Origin of the sequence: Streptomyces sp. NPDC048295 (assembly GCF_040652135.1) — a bacterium.
Lineage (GTDB): Bacteria > Actinomycetota > Actinomycetes > Streptomycetales > Streptomycetaceae > Streptomyces.
Window position 1 is genome coordinate 128,195 of record NZ_JBEZLL010000019.1, and the last position, 18,613, is coordinate 146,807.

Below are 18,613 nucleotides of genomic sequence, written 5' to 3' on the forward strand. Positions count from 1 at the left end.
TGGGGATGCGCGCGGGGGGTTCTGGTGCTGCGGTCAGGCGAGCGGGAGGGCCAGACTGTGCAGATAGCGCATCAGGGTCATCAGCACGTCGCGGCTGGAACCGCGCAGTCGGGCGTCGCAGTCGATCATCGGGACCTCCTCGGGGAGGTCCAGGGCGCTGCGCAGCGCCTCGACGGGGTGTTTCGGGGCGTCGGGGAAGGTGTTGATGGCGACGACGAACGGCACGCCGCGCTCCTCCAGTCTCCCGATGACGTCGAAGCTGACCTCGAGACGCCGGGTGTCGATGAGGACCACCGCGCCGAGGGCGCCTTCGAACAGGCCGTTCCACAGGAACCAGAACCGTTCCTGGCCCGGGGTGCCGAACAGATAGAGGATCAGTTCCTCGCTGATGGAGATCCGGCCGAAGTCCATGGCGACGGTGGTGGCGGTCTTGCTCTCCACCCCGTAGTTGTCGTCCACGCCGACACCGGCCTGGGTCATGGTCTCCTCGGTGGTCAGCGGCCGGATCTCGCTGACGGAACCGACCATGGTCGTCTTGCCGACCCCGAACCCGCCGACGATCACGACCTTCACCGCGGCTGTCGCCGTGGTGGGAAGGACGTCCTCGCTCCGGGGGCCGGTGATCGTGTCAGAGCTTCTGAAGTCCATGCATCACCGCTTCGAGAAGGGACCTGTCCGGGAGGGTGGCGCGGACGATGGGTGCGCGCGATTCGATGAGTCCGGCAGCGAGGAGTTCGGTGAGGAGCGAGGTCACCACGCTGAAGGGCAGACCGAGGTATGCCGAGATCTCGGCGACGGATAACGGCGCCTGGCACAGCCGCAGGATCACGGCCTGCTCGGGCTGGACCGTCGGCGACGGCTGTGCCTGCGCGACGATCATCGTGACCAGGTCGAGCTGTGCCCGCTCGCTGCCGTCGGGATCGCCGGTGATCACATAGAGCCGTTCCGGATCGCTCAGTGCCGGATCGGCCTTTCGGCGTTCTCGTCGGGGAGAGTTCATCCGGCCTGCCCGTCATGGCGCGGCGGACTCGTCAGGTGGGCACCGATCCTGACGACCATGTCGCGCATCCGCGATCCGACGAGTCCCGCGTCGACCGTCTCGCCGGCGAGGACCGCGAGGTACGCGCCCGTTCCGGCGGCCATCAGGTAGAAGAATCCGCCGGTGACTTCGATGACGACCAGTCGCATGACGCCGTCGCTGTACGGGATCTCGGAGGCGACCGCGGCGGCCAGGCTCTGCAGCCCGGCGCAGGCCGCCGCGAGGCGGTCGGCGACATCGGGGTCGCCGCCGTGCCGGGCGATGCGCAGACCGTCGGCGGAGAGCACCACGATCTGGTGGATGTCCGGTACGTCGTCGGCCAGTTCCTTGAGCATCCAGTCCATGTTTCCCCGCTGCTGGATCACTTCAGGTCTCCCTTGTCCCACGCATCGTCAGAGTCTTCGTCGGTCTTCGGGTCCTGCGGCACACCGTTGACCGCGTTGGTGAAGGCCTCCAGCCAGAGTCCTGGGGGCTGCTCCTTGCCGCCGGGTCCGTGACCGTTGGTGTGGCCGTTCGCGTGGCCGTTCGTGTAGCCGTTCGTGTGGCCGTTGCGCTGTCCTGCGGCGGGATCGACGGGCTGGGCCGGGAGGTTGTGCGAGCCCAGGGGCGCCCGGCCGCGGCTGCGGCGCTGCGGGAGCCCGCCCGCGGTCCACTCGGTCACCACGGGGACGTCTTCCTCCATGGCGGCCGCGGGAACGACCGGCCGGGTGACGGGCGCGACCGGTCCGGTGGCGGGCCGCTGGGCCACGGGGGTACGGGGCTTGCGGCGGGCCGGCACGACGTGCTTCATGGCCTCCTGGTCGATGTCGCTGGTGGGCCTCGACGTGGCGCCGATACCGTGCGCGATCCCGGGAGCGGGCCCGGTGGTGATCATGGCGCGGGGCACGATGAGCACGGCGCGGACACCGCCGTACGCGGACTGCCGCAGCGAGACCTGGAGGTCGTACATCCGCGAGAGCCGGCCGACGACGGCCATGCCGAGGCGCGGGGACTCGCCGAGGTCGTTCATGTTGGAGCCGGCCTGGGCCCTGGCGAGCATGTTCTCGGCCCGCGAGCGGGCCTCCTCGCTGAGCGAGACGCCGCCGTCCTCGATCTCGATGGCGATGCCGGTCTGTACCTCGACGGCGGTGACGTGCACCCGGGTCTGCGGGGGCGAGTAGCGGGTGGCGTTGTCGAGGAGTTCGGCGCAGGCGTGGATGAGCGGCTCGACGGCGGTGCCGATGATGGCGACCTTGGCGATCGAGTGCAGATCGACGCGGGGGTATTCCAGGATCCGCGACATGGCGCCGCGCAACACGCTGAACAGCGGTACGGGCTTGGGCCACTGGCGGCTGGGCCGGGCGCCGCCGAGTACCGCGATGGAGTCGGCGAGGCGGCCGATCAGCGCGGTGCCGTGGTCGATGCGGAGCAGGTCGTCGAAGACGTCGGGGTTGCGCCCGTGGTGCTCCTCCATCTCGCGCAGTTCGCTCGCCTGGCGGTGGACGATCGCCTGGACGCGCCGGGCGACGTTGACGAAGGCGCGCTGCGCGGAGTCACGCATCGCCTCTTCGTTGTCGATGATGTTCAGCACCGTGTAGACGAGGGTGCGCTGGGCGTCGGGGAGGTCGCGGTACAGCTCGTCCGCGTCGACGACGTCGCGGAGCACCTCTTCGGGCGAATTTCCCACGCGCAGCCGGTGGATGGCGGCCGGCAGGAGCTCCTTGCTGATCCGCACGGTCTCGTCGTCGTGGGTGGCGATGCGCCGCTCCAGCTCGGCGAAGCGCCGTTCGTACACCGCGCGCTGGCTGCGCAGGTCGCGTGCCCGGCGGGCGAGCTGGACGCTCAGCACGACGACCACGACGGCGGCGACGGCGCCGCACCACACGACTGGTATGCGCGCGGCCGCGGAAACCAGTGCCACCGCGGCAGCGGTGGCGCCGCCCGTCAGGAGCACGGGCAGCAACACGGCACGAGCGACGCGGACTTCTCGGTCGATCGGCGGTGATTCAACACGAACCATCTAGAACCTCTGGCGGTTGATTCGGGAGGTATGCACGCTTGCAGGGCAGTCGGGAACAAGCGCTCGAATTCATATCAACTCGACTTCACTGCGCGTGAGCTTAGCCAGATCGAATCAGTGCTTCGGCACATTCACCCAACCCCCTGCGCGAGCGCTCCAGCGGTAATACACTCACGAGTTTTTGCACACACCGCCGTCGGGCGCACACAGGGAGTGACACTCGGCGCGATCCGGCGAGGCGCCGCATCGTCCGTACCGGAGAACGGGACGATTTCCGAGTCCGTCATGGCGTCCGGTCAGACCAACCCGCCGATCACATACGGTGGTTACGGTGGAGGTGGCGCGATCCGACCCGGTCTGCCGCTCCCTCGCGTCCCGCATCGCAGGACGGACGCACATGTGATCGAACCGGATCGAAAGGAGCACATTCATGTCGCATGGTCGGGTGGACGGCCCGGTCACCGAACTGACGTCGGAGCCGGAGGGGAACGGACACGTCCCGGGGCCGGGCCGTGGCTACACCATCGAGTCGCTGGACACCGGGCTCCGGCTGATGCGCCTCTTCCTCACCCATGACACGCTCACCGTCTCCGAGGCCGCCGGGCTGCTCTCCGTGGGCCGGTCCACCGCGCACCGGGTGCTCAGCACCCTGGAGGGGCGCGGTTTCGCGATCCGGGACTTCTCCGGCCGCGGTTACTCGGCCGGTCCGGAGCTGGTCCGGCTGGGCCGCCCGGCGGGATTCGGCACGGCCGTACACGAACGGCTGGGAGCGGTTCTGGAGGACGCGCTGCGGCGCACCGGCGAGACGGTGCAGAGCACGGCGCTGCTCGGCGACCGGATCATCGTCACCGACGGCCGCGAGTCCCCGCATCCGGTGCGGGTGATGCCGGGAGTCGGCGGTACGCACCCGGCCCACGCCACGTCGGGCGGCAAGATGCTGCTCTCCCGGATGGCGCCGGAACAGGTCTGCGCCCTCTATCCGCACGAGGAGCTGCCCGCGGCCACGCCGGCCGCCCCCGCCTCGCGCTCCGCGCTGCTCGCCGAGCTGGTGGAGATCCGCTCCCGCGGATTCGCGGTCAGCCAGGGGGAGTCGGTCCGGGGCATGCACACGGTGGCCGTGCCGCTCGCGGGTTCGAGCTGGCGCGACCGGCTCGCCCTGATGGCCTCGGCGCCCGCCGACCGCGGCGACGACGCGGCTCTCGCCCGCCGGGCCGGGGAACTGCGCCTGTCCGCCGCCCTGTTGGGCGCGGACTGATCGGCCCCCACGGTGCGGGAGGCGGCAGCGGACACCGCACCGGGCGGGCCGCCGCCTCCGCCGGTCCTACGCCCGGAGTTCGATGCTGTGCGCCTCCACCAGCGCGGCGATCCGGGCGAGAACCTCGCCCACTGGCCGCGGATCGAGCCGGGTTCCGTCGCGCAGACGCAGGGCCACGTGCCCCTCGGCCGCTTCCCTGGCCCCGATGACCGCCTGGCCGGGCGCCAGGCGGGCCTCCCGGATGCGGGCTCCCAGGGTGCCGCGTTCCGGTCCGGCGATCTCTGCACGCAGCCCCAGGCCGGCACACTGCCGGGCGAACGCCTCGGCCTTTGGCAGTTCGGCGCCGGAGACCGGGAGGATCGCCAGCTGCACGGGGGCGAGCCAGGCGGGGAGAGCCCCGCCATGTGCCTCGATCAGATGGGCGACGGCCCGCTCCACGCTGCCGATGATGCTGCGGTGGACCATGACGGGCCGGTGTTTCGCGCCGTCGGCGCCGATGTAGTGCAGTGCGAACCGGACCGGCTGATGGAAGTCGATCTGGACGGTGGACAGGGTGGACTCCCGGCCCGCGCCGTCGACGACCTGGACATCGATCTTGGGTCCGTAGAACGCGGCCTCGCCCTCGGCCGCCTCGTAGGGCACTCCCGAGCGTTCGAGGACCTCGGTCAGCAGAGCGGTGGACCGCTGCCACATCACGGGGTCGTCGACGTACTTGCCGCCCGCTCCGGGGAGGGAGAGCCGGTAGCGGGCCGCGCTGATGCCCAGGGCGCGGTACGCCCCGGCGATCAGCTCCAGCGCGGCCCGCGCCTCCTCGGCCACCTGGTCCGGGGTGCAGAAGATGTGCGCGTCGTTCAGCTGGATGGAGCGCACCCGGGTCAGTCCGCCGAGCACGCCGGAGAGCTCGGAGCGGTACATGCCGCCCAGTTCGGCCATGCGCAGCGGCAGTTCGCGGTAGCTGTGCGGGCGGGAGCGGTAGATGACCGCGTGGTGCGGACACAGGCTGGGCCGCAGCACCACCTGCTCCCCGCCCAGGTCCATCGGCGGGAACATGTCGTCGCTGTAGTGCGACCAGTGCCCGGAGATCTCGTACAGCTCCCGCTTGCCGAGCACCGGCGAGTACACGTGCCGGTAGCCCGCCCGCTGTTCGGCGGTGCGGATGTACTCCTCCAGGGTGTGGCGCACGGCGGCGCCGTCGGGCAGCCAGTAGGGCAGTCCCGCGCCGATCAGCGGGTCGGTGTCGAACAGGCCGAGCTCTCGGCCGAGCTTGCGGTGGTCGTACACGGCGGTCTCCTCGCGGTCGTCGGGCGGGTGACCGCAAGGCGAAGCCCCGGGGCACTCGCCCCGGGGCTTCTCACTGCACAGCTGTCAGCGCGCCGGGACACTCTCCGGCGTCGTCGTCATGGCAGCGCGCTTCATGTGGTGGACGCTAGCAGCGGCGCACCGGCAGCGCGCGGTATTTTTCGCGCGCTGCCGGTACGGACCCGCATTCCCGGCCCGGTTCAGCGCCGGCCACCGCCGATCCGTCCCTCCAGCTGCACCAGCAACTCGCTGAGCTGGGCGCTGAGCCGGGTACGGGACTGCTCGTCGAGGCCGGAGAGCACCGCGCGTTCGTACGCGAGCTGCCGGGGCAGCAGCATGTCCACCAGCTCACGGCCCTGCTCGGTGAGGCGGATGTGGTTGACCCGGCGGTCGCGGTCGTCACCGCGGCGGTCGACGAGACCACGCTCCTGGAGGACCCGCAGGCGCTTGGTGACCGCGGCGCCGGACGAGAAGGTCTCCCTGGCCAGTTCGCCGGGGGTGAGCTCACGATCGGTACGGCGTACGGCACCGAGCAGGTCGAACTCGGCGCGGGTCAGCCCGGCGGCGCGCAGCGGAGCGTCCTCCGCCTGCTGGAGCAGGGCCGCGCAGCGGTTGATGCGGCCGATGAGTTCCATCGGTCCGGTGTCCAGTTCCGGGTTGACGGCCTGCCACTGCCGTACCACCGAGGCGACGATGTCGTCGGTCACACCGCTCCGTTCTCCGGGGCGTGGGCGATCGCCCCCCGCCGTGTTGCTGTAGCGGCGAGCGTACGGTGTCCGGCCTGCTCGGCGGCGAGGACCTGCTCCTGGGGCAGGGCGCGCTGCCACCACTCGCCCGCCGCGGTGTCGTCCGCCTCGCGCAGTTCGACGAGCGATCCGGTCAGCCTGCGGTGGGCGGCGTCGAGCGCGGCCGGTGTGACCTGCGGGGCGGCCAGTGTGTGTACGGCATGGGCGCGGGCCAGGTCGGTGGCGGCCAGGGCCTTCTCCAGGCGCCCGGCAGCCCGGCGGTTGGTCACCAGCATGGCGGCGAGCAGGCCCGCCGCCGCACCGATGACGGTGTCCAGGACCCGGTCGCCGATGAGTTCACCCGCCGGGTGGGTGCCTGCGAACTCCAGGACCAGCAGGGCCATCGGGGTGACGGCGACGGAGCCGAGCCAGTAGTTGCGGGTGATCAGGGCCTCGGCCGCGAAGCCGAAGAACAGGCAGAAGCCGATGAGGGCCAGCGGTCCGGTGCGGCTGACCGGGAGGACGGCGGCGAAGACGAGGACGCCGAGCAGATTGCCGAGGGTGCGCTGGAGGGCCCGGTTCCAGGACAGGGTCACGTTCGCCTGGTACAGGGAGGCGGCGGTGACGATCGCCCAGTAGGGACGGCCGACGCCGGCCGCCTGGGAGACGTATCCGGCCAGGGCGCAGCCGACGAGCGCACGGGCTCCGATGGGCAGCAGCGGGGAGCCCGGGGCGAGGCTGCGCAGCAGGGTGCGACGGGCGTCGCGGCGGCTGCCGCCGTTGCGGGCGGCCCGTTCGGCGTCGATGCCGGACAGTTCCTCGGACGTGCCGGGGGCGGCGGGCGGGGTGGGGACGGGGCCGCGGGCGCGGGTCTGCCGGGCCCAGGTCCGGAGCCGGTCGGGGCCGGGAGCGGGTGCGAGCGGGGAGGGGCCGGGGGCGCCCCCGGCGAGGGCGGCTTCGGCGTGGACCACGAGGCGTTCGAGAGACCGGCGCGCGGGCGTGGGGCGTCCGGCGGCGAGCAGGGTCTGCCAGGCCCCGTGCACGGCGGCGGCCGCGGTGTGCCGGGTGCGGTGGCCGGGGTCGGCGAGGTACGCCGCGGCGGCGTCGAGGGCACGGGCCGTAGCCCGGCGCTCCGGGCCCTCCCGGCGCAGGAGTGCGGGGCCGGCCGTGACCAGCCAGGCGATCGCTCCCGCGGCCAGGGTCAGCGCGAGATGGCCGGGCACCTGACCGAGACGCTGTGGGGCGAAGAGCGCGGCGGAGGTGACGAAGGTGAAGATCACCGGTCCGGGCGGTCCGATGCGGGTGGCGTCGCAGAGCGTCTTCTGCCCGGCGGCGAGCAGGGCCCCGACCGCGATCAGCACGGCGGTGGACCCGGTGAGAGAGGCCGCGACCAGGGATATCGCCATGCCGATGACCATGGCGACGACGACTCCGGCGACGGCCCTGGCGCGGCGGGCGTACGGCAGGTTGTGGCCGTACAGCGCGCAGAGCGAACCGGCCATCGTGTACATCACGAGGTCGAGCCGGTCGACGGCGAGCAGCAGCAGATCGGGGACGGCGGTGGCGACGACCACGCTCAGTGCCGGTTTGAACCACATGTCCGAGGGGCGGGCGAGACGCAGCGGGGACGCCAGCGGAAGTCTGCGGACGGAGGGCTGCCGGGACCAGGTAGTTGTATCACTCACCCAAATACTTTAGCAGGTATTACACACGTAAAACATTTTTTCCCCGATGGCCGCACCCGGCACGAGGTCATAGCGTTTCGACTGCGCAAGGACGGACAGGTCCGAACGCGCGCAGATACCCCTGTGCCGACGTCATCACGGAGGAACCCGAATGAAGCTCACCGGACCGGTGACCGGCGGCCCTTGCTGGATCGAGCTGAGCACCTCCGACATCCCCGCCGCCAAGTCGTTCTACGCGGCCCTCTTCGGCTGGCGCGCCGAGACCGATCCGCGCGAGGAGGCGGGCGGCTACACCATGGCGCACCTCGGCGACGCACGGGTGGCCGCGCTGAGCCCGGTCTACCAGCCGGGTCAGCCGACCGCCTGGACGGTCTCGTTCGCCACCGAGGACACGGACGCCACGGTCGAGCGGGTGAAATCGGCGGGCGGCTCGCTGCTGGTCGGCCCGATGGACGTGTTCGACCAGGGCAGGTTCGCGGTCGTCACCGATCCGTCCGGCGCGGTGTTCTCGCTGTGGCAGAAGCGCGCCTTCGCCGGTGCCGAGCAGCTGAACGAGCCCGGCGCACTCGGCTGGGTGGAGCTCGTCACCCGTGAGGCCGACCCGGCGCTCGCTTTCTATCCCGCGGTCTTCGGGTGGACGGTGAATACCGCGTCCGAGCAGTACACCCAGTGGGGCGTGGCCGGTGAGGACTTCGGCGGGATGCTGATCATGGACGACGGGTTCCCGCCGGAGGCGCCGCCGAACTGGCTGCCGTACTTCGCCGTGACGGATGTCGACGCGACGGCCGCCACGGCCCAGGGGGCCGGCGGCGAACTGCTGATGCCTCCGACGGACATCCCGGACGGCCCGCGGATCGCGGTCGTCCGGGACCCGCAGGGCGCGGTGTTCGGCATCCACCGGACCGGCAGCGAAGGCTAGGGCCGAGTGGCCCCGGGGTCTCCTGGAGTTCAGCCGATGCACGAGAGCGACGCCGGACTGCTGGCCCCGGGGCGGGCCGGCTCCCCCGCCGAGACGACCACCGGCGACAGCGCCCTTCTGCAGGCGATGCTCGACGCCGAGGCGGCGCTCACCCGCGCCCAGGCCGCATGCGGGCTCGCCCCCGCCGAGGCGGGGCGGGCGGTGACCTCGGCGGCGGCCGACGCGGACCGCTTCGACGTACGGGACCTGGCGCTGCACGCACGCGCGGGCGGCGATCCGGTCGGCCCGCTGGCCATGGCCCTCGCCGCCGCGGTGGAGCCGGACGTCCGGCCGTACGTGCACCGGGGCGCGACCGGCCAGGACATCCTCGACACGGCCGCCATGCTCGTCGCCGCGCGGACCCTGGCACCGCTCCTCGACGACCTGGCACGGAGCGCGGACGCGGTGGCGCGGCTCGCGGTCGCACACCGCAACACCCCGATGGCCGGCCGGACCTTCGCCCAGCACGCCGCGCCGACCACCTTCGGGCTCAAGGCGGCGGGGTGGCGGTCACTGATCCTCGACGCGAGGGACCGGCTCTCGGCCGTACGGGAGTCGCTTCCCGCGCAACTCGGCGGTGTGGCAGGCACGTTGGCCGCCTTCGAGGCGTACGCGCCGGCCGAGGACGTGGACGGGATCGACCCCGGACTGCCCCTGGTCCAGGCGTACGCGGGCGAACTCGGTCTCGCCGAACCGCTGCTGCCGTGGCACACCCTGCGCACCCCGGTCGCCGACCTGGCGGGCGCGCTCGCGTTCACGGCCGGTGCGCTCGGGAAGATGGCGGCCGATGTGCTCACTCTGTCCCGAACCGAGATCGGCGAGATCACCGAGGGACACAGCGACGATCCGTCCGCCGCGACGCACCGGGCCGATCCGGTGCACGCCACACTGATCGCGGCGGCCGCCCGTCGTGCCCCGGGACTGGCGGCGACGCTGTACGGCTCGCTCGCCGCCGAGGACGAGCGGCCGGCCGGGGCCTGGCACGCCGAGTGGGAGCCGCTGCGCGATCTGCTGCGACTGGTGGGCGGGGCCGCGCACCACGCCGCCGAACTCACCGGCGCGCTGCGCGTGGTCCCCTATGCCATGCGGGAGAACCTCCAGCTCACCGACGGGCTGATCGTCTCGGAGCGGCTGGCCGCCGTGTTCGCCGAACGGATCGGCCGCAGACGTGCCGAGGAAGTCCTGCTCAACGCCGCCGACCGGGCCCGCGCGGAGACCACGGACCTGGCCGACGTGCTTGCCGACGTGCTCGACGAGGAGCCCGAACTCGCTGGCCTCGACCTGGGTGAGCTGACCGACCCCGCCCGGTACACCGGCTGCGCGGGCTCCCTCACCGACCGCGCGCTCGACCGGGGCTGACCGGTCCGGTACGCCTCAGACCAGCCGGCCCTCGCGGGCGACGACCCGGCCGGCACGTACGACCACGGCGGGGACCGGACGGTCCACGACGGCCTCGGGCAGTGAACCGGCCGCCACCAGGACGAAGTCGGCCGGGTCGCCGGGCTCCAGCCGGGAGGCGGGCAGACCGAGCAGAGAAGCGCCGCCCTGGGCCACCGCCTCGTAGCAGGCGACGAGTTCGGCATCGGTGCGGGCGTCCGTCCGGTAGGCGAGCAGATGGGCGCGGGCGATCATGTCGCCGTCACCGAACGGCGTCCAGGCATCGCGCACCCCGTCCGAGCCGACGGCGACCCGCACACCGTGCGGGGTGAGCCGTGCGGGGTCCAGGACCGGGTCGCCGCCCAGCGCACAGGTGACCAGGGAGACGCCCGAATCGGCCAACTGCACGGCCACGAGGTCGCGTTCGGCGCCTTCGAGCTCGGCCACGGCGAAGGCGTGGCCGAGGGTGACGCGTCCCTGCATCCCGGCGGCGACGGTGCGCCGGGCGATCTCGGCGACCTGGCGCAGCCCGTCGGGCCCGCCGTCGTGCAGATGGATGTCGAGCGGTACACCCTTGCGGGCGGCCAGCCCGAACACGAAGTCCAGTTGGCCGTCCATGTCGGCGTCGATGCCGACCGGGTCGAGGCCGCCGACGACGTCGGCGCCCTCGGACAGGGCCTGCTCCATGAGTTCGGCGGTGCCGGGCTCGCTCAACAGACCGAGCTGCGGGAAGGCGACGATCTGGACGTCGAGGAGGTCCTTGCGGGCGTCGGCCGCCGCCCGCACCCCGTGCACCCCGGAGAGGCCGTGGACGGGGGCGACATCCACATGGGCCCGCATCGCGCGGGTGCCGTGGGCGATGGCCCGGTCCATGAGCGCCCCGACCCGCTCCTCCACCGGAGTGGTGAAGGCGGTCCTGGCCCGTACGTCGCCCTCGATCAGGTCCCGCAGCGTCCCGGCGGGTTCGCGGCTCAGCCAGGGCCCGCCCCAGGTCGACTTGTCCGGGTGGATGTGCGCGTCGACGGGCGAGGGCAGGGCGAGCGCTCCCGCGGCGTCCACGGTCGCACAGCCGTCGGGCGGCTCCACCGGGTCGTACGCGGCGATCCGGCCGTCGGAGACCAGCAGGTCACGGGTGCGGCCGTCGAGGCAGCGGACGGCGGTGAACAGGACATGGGGGCGGGCGGGGGCGGGCGTCGCCATGGGGCGGGATCTCCTTCGGTGGTGCGCGACATCGCGCGCGGGACGGTCGTCCTGGTCAGGGCCGGCGCCGGGAGCCGGGGTCCGTCGGTTCATCGGTGGCCGCGGTGGCGACGGCGAGCATCTGCATCGCGGTCTCGCGCGTCCCGGCCACATGGGTGCGGGCGATCCGTTCCGCCGCCTCCGCGTCGCCGTTCCTGATCGCCTCGTAGAGCAGTTCGTGCTCGCCGCACATCACGGGACCGTCGCCCGGCTCGGAGGTGAGGCTGAAGAGCCGGCGCAACCGGCCGTCGAGCGGGGCCATCAGGCCCTGGAGCAGCGGATTGCCGGACATGACGACGATCTGCTGGTGGAAGTCGGCGTGGACCGAGCCCAGTTCGCGGGTCCGGCGGGAGGAGTCCGCGACGCGGCGCGCGCGGTCCAGGAGTCTTTCCAGGGTGCGCAGTCCGGCAGGGTCGGCGCGCCGGGCGGCCAGCGAGGCCGCCAGTGCCTCCAGGCGTTCGCGGATGTCGAAGAAGTCCGCGGCCTCGGCCGGGCCGAGCGGGGCGACGAAGGCGCCCCTGCGCGCCTGGACGGCGATGAAACCCTCGGTCTCCAGCCGCTGGATGGCCTCCCGTACGGGGATACGGGACACCCCCAGCTCGTCCGCGAGTTCCCGTTCGACGATCCGGTGCCCGGAGGGGTGGCGGCCGTCGATGATCCTCTCACGCAGCTCCACGTACACCTGGTCACGCAGGGACTGATGTGCCGCACCGATGGTGCCGGTGGTGTTGGGGCCGGCGGTTCGGCTGCTGCTCATGGACTCGCTTCCTGCCCGTCCGAGCCGGTCTCTTCCGACTCCCGTGCCGTGATCATCGCAGATTCCGGAAAGGTTCCACAGACCCTTGCCTGGTATTCGGTATACCAGATAGCTTGAGCGCCTCGCCCGATCCGGACGCCCTGAACTGGTCTTTTGCGCTGACCCATGTCTGGTGCTGGCATCACCTTCGGCGTCCAGTCGCCCGTTCGCACCTGAGGAACCATCGATGACGCACCCCTCGACGGCCGTCCCGCCGCCCGCCTCCCCCGCCTCCCCCTCCTCCGACCGCCCGAACGCCGCCCCGCCGTCCGGCGGTCCGGCCGGGCGCCTGGCCAAGGGGCAGATCGGCACCTTCGATCTGGTCTTCTTCGTCGTGGCGGCGGCCGCACCGCTGACCGTGCTGGCCGGTGTCGCACCGTTCGCCATCGGCATCGGCGGTCCGGGCACCCCGCTCGGCTATCTGGTCTCCGGCGCGCTGCTGGTGCTGTTCGCCGCCGGGTTCACCGCGATGAGCCGCTACGTACGCAATGCCGGAGCCTTCTACGCGTACGTCGCCCGAGGTCTCGGCCGGGCGCTCGGCGTCGCCACCGCCTACCTGGCGACGCTCTCGTACAACCTGGTCGCCCCGGGTGTCGCCGCCGGGTTCGGCTACTTCGCCTCGACGACGCTGAGCGATCTCACCGGCGCGGAGCTGCCCTGGTGGCCGCTGTCGACCCTCTGTGTGCTGGGCACCGGGGTGCTGGGCTGGCTCCGGGTCACGCTGAGCGCGAAGGTGCTGGGGGTGGCACTGGTCCTGGAGGTCCTGGTGCTGCTGGTGATGGACGTCGGGGTGCTGGCGGACCGGGGCACCGCCGCCCTGGACCTCACGTCCTTCGATCCGTCCGTGCTGGCCTCCTCCGGCGGTATGGCCGGGATGTTCGTCCTGGTCATCGGCGCGTTCACGGGCTTCGAGGCAACCGCGATCTACGCCGAGGAGGCACGCGACCCGGAGCGCACGGTGCCCCGCGCCACCTTTGTCGCGATCGGGTTCCTGGCGCTGTTCTACGCCGTCGGGGTGTGGATCCTGATGGGCAGCTTCGGCACGGACGAGTCGGTCGCGATGGCCCGGTCGTCGGACGGCCCGCAGCTGACGTTCCACGCGGCCGACCGGTTCGTCGGCCCGTGGCTCGCCGACTCCATGCATGTGCTGATCGTGGTCAGCGCGTTCGCCGCCACCCTCGCCTTCCACAATGCCGCGGCCCGGTACCTCTACGCCCTGGGCCGCGAGGGTCTGCTGCCGCGCCGGCTGGGCCGGGTGTCGCCCCGGCAGGGTTCACCGGTGACGGCGGTCGTCGCGCAGACCGGCTTCGGCCTGGTGATCGTGGTGGGCGGTGCGCTGATCGGTGCGGATCCTTACTCGGAGATCTTCCTGTGGACCAACAGCACCGGCGTCCTCGGCATCATGATCATGCAGGCGCTGGCCGCACTCGCCGTCTGCTTCTTCTTCCGCCGCGACCGGTGCGGCATGTCGGTCTGGCGGGTCGCGGTCGCGCCGTTGACGGCCTTCGTGGGTCTCGCGGTCCTGTCGGTGCTCGCGACGCTCCACTTCGATCTGCTCACCGGGCGCACGGGGGCGGTCAACACGGCGCTACTGGTACCGCTGGCGGCCGGGTTCGTGGTGGCGCTGCGCATCCGCCGCACCGATCCCGGACGGTACGCGCGGCTCACCGAGGTGGACGTCGAGCGGGACTGAGGAGCGGGGCCGCGCGAGGGCGACGCGCACGGCCGGCGCCGCGTCCGTCGCGGTCAGCCGCTCGGCTCGTCCCCGCGGAGCCTGGCGTGCAGATGCATGTCGTGCCAGCCGTCGGTGTGCAGGTGGGAGTGGCGCCGGGTGCCCTCCAGGGCGAAGCCCGTCTTGGCCGCGACCCGGCATGACGCCTCGTTCAGCACGGAGTGCGCGAGTTCGAGCCGCTCGAACCCGATCTCGTCGAAGGCCCAGTGCGCGAGCGCCGAAACGGCCCGGGGCGCCACACCCCGTCCGCGGGCGGCCGGCAGCACCCAGTAGGCGCATTCCGCCTGCCCGATCTCCGGGATCAGGGAGCGGAGCGAGACCCTGCCGAGCACGTCCCCGGTCCCGTCGCCCGCTCCCCCGGGGCGTACGACGGCCCAGTGGGCCGCGGTCTCGCCGTACCAGGCGTCCCGCCACTGCTCGATCCAGTCGCGCGCCTCGTCCTCACTGTCGGCCCGGCGCAGATGCCAGTGCTGGATCGCCGGATCGGAGAAGGCGGCGAGGACAGCCGGTGCGTCCTCCCGCCGCCACGGCCGCAGGAGCAGGTCGTCGGTGACGGGCAGAGCCGGTTGGGCGGAGTCCGCGAGGCGACCCGGAGGGAGGTGGGGCGGCACCAGGTACGGCATGGACGCATCTTCGCACGGGGGCGGAAGCCACCGGAGCCCGCCGCGCACCGGCGGGCCCGCGCGTCAGCCCGCCTGCTCGTCCGTCGCCTGGACATGATCGGCGATACCGACCACGAGGACCCTGGTGTCCGGTTCGATGGGCCGCCACCGGTGGACGAGGCCGCCCGCGCAGTAGAGCGTGTCGCCCCGTTCGAGGCGGTAGAAGTTGCCGTCCGCCTCGACCTCCGCCGAGCCGTCGGCGACGTACAGGATCTCGTCGTTGCGGTGCCGGAACTCCCGCCCCCAGTCGTGCGCACCGGTGAACTCCAGGGCGTGCAGCCGCTGATGGCCCCGGACCAGTGGGCGCATCCGGCCGTCGCTCTCGCCCGGGGCCCCGGTCTCGCGCACGGCGGCGGAGCCGTGGCGCACCACGTCGACGGGGCGCGGGGCCTCCGCCGCGGACAGCAGCTGGACCGCGCTGGTGTCGAGTGCGTCGGCGATCCGCTGGAGGGAGCCCATGCTCGGCCGGGAGCGGCCGTTCTCGATCTGGCTCAGGAAGGGGACCGAGAGTCCGGCCCGCCGCGCGACCTCCGCGAGGGTCATCTCCAGGGCGCGGCGCCGTCGGCGAATTCCCGGGCCGACCAGCGGGATGTCCGCCTCGCTCATCTCACTCACTCCGTGTCCCGAGTGCCGCACACCACAACCGGCGGGGCGGAGAGCAGCCTACCGGGCCGGTTAATCTTTTAAGTCCCACCTAAAAAAGTTAACCGGGAGGACCGATCCATGCCCCTCGTGGACCAGAACCAGCGACGACGCCGCGGCACCGGACTCATGGCCCTGGACGAGGACGCCAGCTACGGCGGATACACCCTCTTCGCCCCGCTGACCGGCAGCGGCGAGGTGTATCTCATCGACATGCGCGGCGAGGTCGTCCACCGGTGGAACCTCCCCTACCGCCCTGGCCGGCACGCCCGGATCCTGCCCAACGGCAACCTGGCGTACAGCGGTGTCCTCCCGGACGAGCCGGCTCTCTTCCCGATGTGGCACAAGTACCGCGGCGGGATCATGCAGGAGATCACCCCGGACGGCACGGTGGTCCGCGAACACCGCGACCGCTACCAGCACCACGACGCGTACCACTACGGCGACGGCCGTCTGCTCTACTCCGCCCTGGAGCCGCTGACCGGCGAGGCCGCCGCCGCGGTCAGGGGCGGGGTGCCCGGCTCGGAGCCCGGGGGCACGGTGTGGGCCGACACCATCGTGGAGGTGGACGCCGGGGGCGGCACGGTGTGGGAGTGGAAGGTCTCCGAGCACCTGGACCGCGAGGCGTTCCCGCTGCACCCCGACTACTCGCGCGAGCACTACCCGCTGATCAACAGCGTGCTGCCGACCGGCGACGGCAACATCCTGGCGAGCTTCCGCTCCGTCTCGGCCGTCGTCGTCATCAGCCGTGCGACCGGCGAGATCATCTGGCGCAGCGAGCCCGGTGTCGTATCGCAGCAGCACTGCCCGACGGAGCTGGAGAACGGCAACTTCCTGGTCTTCGACAACGGCGTCTTCCGCCCGCACTGGGACGTCCCCTTCAGCCGGGTCATCGAGATCGAGCGTGCCGGTGGCACCATTGCCTGGGAGTACCACGACCCTGCGCGCGAGTCGTTCTTCGCCCCGTTCATGGGCAGCGCACAGCGTCTGCCCAACGGCAACACGCTCATCACGGACTCACCGGCCGGCCGCCTCTTCGAGGTGACCGCGGACGGATACCTGTGCTGGGAGTACATCGTGCCGTTCTTCGGCGGCTACCAGGAAGAAGAAGTGCGCAAGCTGTTCCCGTCGGAGCCCAACGCCGTGTTCCGCTCCTACCGCTACTCGGCCCAGGAGCTCCCCTGGCTCGACGTCCCGAAGGGCTGAGCCGGACCATGGCCTCCCCCGTCCCCGACACCGCCGCCCCCGTCGCACCGGTCGTGTCCGTCGCACCGGTCGACGAGCGGCTTCCCCTCCCCCGGCTGGCACCCCTGGCGTTCCAGCATCTGCTCGCCGGGATCGCCGCCCCCGTCTCCTCGGTGATCCTGATCGGCACCACGCTCTCGCTGACGGCCGCACAGACGGCGTCACTGCTCAGCGCGACGCTGGTGCTGTGCGGTGTCGGGGCGCTGCTGCAGTCGCTGGGGGTCGGGGCGCTGCGCATCGGCGCCCGGCTCCCGTTCCTGATGCTGCCGGGCGGGGCGGCGGTGGCGATCTTCCTCCAGGTGGCGAAGGAGCACGGCCCGGCCACCGCGTCCGGCTCGGTGCTGATCGCCGCGGTGTTCCTGATTCTCGTACTGCCGCTGTACGGGCGTCTGGTGCGGTTCTTCCCCCCGCTGGTGATGGGCACCACGGTGGTCCTGATCGGCATCAACATGATCAAGATCACCGCGCCGATGATCGCCTCGGGGCCGGGGCTCGGCTTCGCCACGCTCGGCATCACCGCGCTGTTCTTCCTCGTCATGCGGGGCGTGTGGCGGCAGATGTCGGTGCTGTTCGGCCTCGCGGGCGGCACCCTCGTCGCCGCGGTCAGCGGTACGGCGTTCCAGATGGCGCACGGCAGCACCTTCGCGCTGCCCGACCCGTTCCCGTACGGCACCCCGCACTTCGATCTGCTGGCCGCCGTGCCGTTGCTGGTCTTCGCGCTCGCCTCGCTCGCGGAGGCCACCGGCCAGACCGTGCTCAACAGCGAGGCCGTGGGCCGGACGCCGGACGCCGCCCGTGACGTCCCCCGGATCTCGCGGGCCGACGCGGTGACCTCGCTGGGCGCCGGGGTCTTCGGTACGTCGCTGATGGTGACGAGCGCCGAGAACATCGGCATCGTCCAGCTCACCCGGGTGCGCAGCCGGTTCGTCACGGCGGGTGCGGGGGTGCTGCTCATCGTGTGCGGTCTGATCACGCCGCTCACCCGGCTGCTCGCCGCCATTCCGGAACCGGTGGTCGGCGCCGCGGGGCTGATCATCTACGCGGTGATCGCGACGATGGGGTTCGGCATGCTCAGCCGCGAGAACCTCGGTCACGGCACCAACGGCATCGTGGTCGCGCTCGCGCTCTGTGTCGGTCTGCTGCCGGTCTTCGCCCCGGAGATGTACGCGGACCTGCCGGTGTGGGCCCGCACGGTCTTCGGCAGCGGTGTCGCGGCCGGGGCGCTGGCCGCGGTGGTCCTCGCGGCCGTGTTCGCCAGGCTCGGTCCGAACGAGGAGAAGACGGCGGAGCAGAAGGCGGAAGAGCGGACCGGGGCCGGGGCGGCCCCGTAGCGACCGGCTGCTGCCGCACACCCAGATGCCCCCTCGCACGGACGATCGTGCGAGGGGGCACTCGCCCGGCATCCGCTCCCTCCACCCCCTCATTGAAACTTCACACACCGCGTACGATGGCGGGATGACCGGGCTGAGCGAAAAGGCGCGCCGACGGACGCAGGGCACCTGCGCGTCGGCCGTGTTCGGCTGGCTGTTCGTGCTCGTCGCCATGGTCTCGTGCTGTTCGATCACGGCCCCGGCCGCGCACGCCGCCTCCGGCGACCGGCCGGCGACCGTCGCCCGGACCATCACACCCACGCAGCAGGCGCTCGCGCGGATCGTGGTGGCCGACTCCCCCGAGGACCGGGGCATGGGCAGCTCCTGCCACGGGACCTCCGAGCACTCGACCCCGGTCGTGCTGCCGGGCCAGGGCGCACCCGCGGCCCTCCCCGGTACGACCGTCACCGTTCCGGTCGCCCCGCTGACCGGCGCGGCCGCCATCCGCGGCCCGTCCAACGACGCCGTGCGGGAAGTCGACCATCTCCGTCTGCAGGTTCAGCGGATCTAGAGGCAGGCCCCCGTTCCCCGGGACACCCGGGGAACGGACTCCGCATGCCCTCGACCCGAACAATTCCGTTGAACCGAAG

At 72.1% G+C, this 18,613-nt stretch carries 18 protein-coding genes; 7 read left to right on the forward strand and 11 right to left on the reverse strand.

What is annotated here, in order from left to right; translation table 11 throughout:
• Window positions 1-33 precede the first annotated feature (33 nt).
• Genes AB0D53_RS26500 through AB0D53_RS26515 form a run of 4 tightly spaced genes read right to left on the reverse strand, consistent with a single transcriptional unit; the run spans window position 34 to window position 3,038 of the window.
• The gene (locus tag AB0D53_RS26500; RefSeq protein ID WP_329817410.1) at window positions 34-648 is read right to left on the reverse strand and encodes an ATP/GTP-binding protein; all 615 of its coding nucleotides are present in this window, start codon (window positions 646-648) and stop codon (window positions 34-36) included.
• A complete protein-coding gene (locus tag AB0D53_RS26505; RefSeq protein ID WP_362450858.1) occupies window positions 629-1,000 on the reverse strand; it encodes a DUF742 domain-containing protein in 372 nt (123 codons plus the stop codon). Before AB0D53_RS26505 ends, AB0D53_RS26500 begins: the two co-directional genes overlap by 20 nt.
• Window positions 997-1,404: a roadblock/LC7 domain-containing protein gene (locus tag AB0D53_RS26510; protein ID WP_072485038.1), complete on the reverse strand. Its 408-nt coding sequence runs from the start codon at window positions 1,402-1,404 to the stop codon at window positions 997-999. Before AB0D53_RS26510 ends, AB0D53_RS26505 begins: the two co-directional genes overlap by 4 nt.
• A complete protein-coding gene (locus AB0D53_RS26515; protein ID WP_362450860.1) occupies window positions 1,401-3,038 on the reverse strand; it encodes an ATP-binding protein in 1,638 nt (545 codons plus the stop codon). The genes AB0D53_RS26510 and AB0D53_RS26515 overlap by 4 nt, the downstream gene beginning before the upstream one ends.
• Window positions 3,039-3,468: 430 nt before the next feature.
• Here AB0D53_RS26515 and AB0D53_RS26520 point away from each other — a divergent pair, with 430 nt between their 5' ends.
• Window positions 3,469-4,293 (forward strand): IclR family transcriptional regulator, encoded by an 825-nt coding sequence (locus tag AB0D53_RS26520; RefSeq protein ID WP_362450862.1) that lies wholly within the window; start codon window positions 3,469-3,471, stop codon window positions 4,291-4,293.
• A gap of 66 nt (window positions 4,294-4,359) precedes the next feature.
• Here AB0D53_RS26520 and thrS read toward each other — a convergent pair whose 3' ends face one another.
• From thrS to AB0D53_RS26535, 3 genes are all read right to left on the reverse strand, one after another.
• Window positions 4,360-5,655, reverse strand: a complete 1,296-nt coding sequence (gene thrS, locus AB0D53_RS26525) for a threonine--tRNA ligase (protein ID WP_362450970.1) — start codon at window positions 5,653-5,655, stop codon at window positions 4,360-4,362.
• A gap of 137 nt (window positions 5,656-5,792) precedes the next feature.
• Window positions 5,793-6,299 (reverse strand): MarR family transcriptional regulator, encoded by a 507-nt coding sequence (locus tag AB0D53_RS26530; RefSeq protein WP_362450864.1) that lies wholly within the window; start codon window positions 6,297-6,299, stop codon window positions 5,793-5,795.
• Window positions 6,296-8,002, reverse strand: coding sequence for an FUSC family protein (locus AB0D53_RS26535; RefSeq protein WP_362450866.1), 1,707 nt, complete (start codon window positions 8,000-8,002; stop codon window positions 6,296-6,298). Before AB0D53_RS26535 ends, AB0D53_RS26530 begins: the two co-directional genes overlap by 4 nt.
• Window positions 8,003-8,153: 151 nt before the next feature.
• Between AB0D53_RS26535 and AB0D53_RS26540 the strand changes: the two genes are divergently transcribed.
• Both AB0D53_RS26540 and AB0D53_RS26545 read left to right on the forward strand, forming a co-directional pair.
• Complete coding sequence (locus tag AB0D53_RS26540) at window positions 8,154-8,921, forward strand: VOC family protein (RefSeq protein WP_362450868.1); 768 nt, start codon at window positions 8,154-8,156, stop codon at window positions 8,919-8,921.
• 36 nt (window positions 8,922-8,957) lie between these two features.
• Window positions 8,958-10,319, forward strand: a complete 1,362-nt coding sequence (locus AB0D53_RS26545) for a lyase family protein (RefSeq protein WP_362450870.1) — start codon at window positions 8,958-8,960, stop codon at window positions 10,317-10,319.
• A gap of 15 nt (window positions 10,320-10,334) precedes the next feature.
• On the opposite strand, the gene AB0D53_RS26550 is transcribed toward AB0D53_RS26545, so the two are convergent.
• Window positions 10,335-11,537 carry an amidohydrolase gene (locus AB0D53_RS26550; protein WP_362450873.1) on the reverse strand — a complete coding sequence of 401 codons (1,203 nt, stop codon included), beginning with the start codon at window positions 11,535-11,537 and terminating at the stop codon, window positions 10,335-10,337.
• 55 nt (window positions 11,538-11,592) lie between these two features.
• Entirely contained in the window at window positions 11,593-12,333 is a 741-nt protein-coding gene (locus AB0D53_RS26555) for a GntR family transcriptional regulator (RefSeq protein ID WP_362450876.1), read from the reverse strand.
• 226 nt (window positions 12,334-12,559) lie between these two features.
• Here AB0D53_RS26555 and AB0D53_RS26560 point away from each other — a divergent pair, with 226 nt between their 5' ends.
• A complete protein-coding gene (locus tag AB0D53_RS26560) occupies window positions 12,560-14,065 on the forward strand; it encodes an APC family permease (RefSeq protein WP_362450879.1) in 1,506 nt (501 codons plus the stop codon).
• 53 nt (window positions 14,066-14,118) lie between these two features.
• On the opposite strand, the gene AB0D53_RS26565 is transcribed toward AB0D53_RS26560, so the two are convergent.
• Window positions 14,119-14,727, reverse strand: a complete 609-nt coding sequence (locus AB0D53_RS26565; RefSeq protein ID WP_362450882.1) for a GNAT family N-acetyltransferase — start codon at window positions 14,725-14,727, stop codon at window positions 14,119-14,121.
• A 63-nt stretch (window positions 14,728-14,790) separates the two neighbouring features.
• A complete protein-coding gene (locus AB0D53_RS26570) occupies window positions 14,791-15,372 on the reverse strand; it encodes a helix-turn-helix domain-containing protein (RefSeq protein WP_362450886.1) in 582 nt (193 codons plus the stop codon).
• A 117-nt stretch (window positions 15,373-15,489) separates the two neighbouring features.
• On the opposite strand from AB0D53_RS26570, the gene AB0D53_RS26575 reads away from it, so the two are divergent.
• The 3 genes from AB0D53_RS26575 (at window position 15,490) to AB0D53_RS26585 (ending at window position 18,534) form a co-directional block, all read left to right on the forward strand.
• Window positions 15,490-16,614 (forward strand): aryl-sulfate sulfotransferase, encoded by a 1,125-nt coding sequence (locus AB0D53_RS26575; RefSeq protein ID WP_362450889.1) that lies wholly within the window; start codon window positions 15,490-15,492, stop codon window positions 16,612-16,614.
• Window positions 16,615-16,622: 8 nt separating this feature from the next.
• Window positions 16,623-17,984: a solute carrier family 23 protein gene (locus tag AB0D53_RS26580; protein WP_362450892.1), complete on the forward strand. Its 1,362-nt coding sequence runs from the start codon at window positions 16,623-16,625 to the stop codon at window positions 17,982-17,984.
• 124 nt (window positions 17,985-18,108) lie between these two features.
• A complete protein-coding gene (locus AB0D53_RS26585) occupies window positions 18,109-18,534 on the forward strand; it encodes a hypothetical protein (RefSeq protein ID WP_362450895.1) in 426 nt (141 codons plus the stop codon).
• Window positions 18,535-18,613 lie beyond the last annotated feature (79 nt).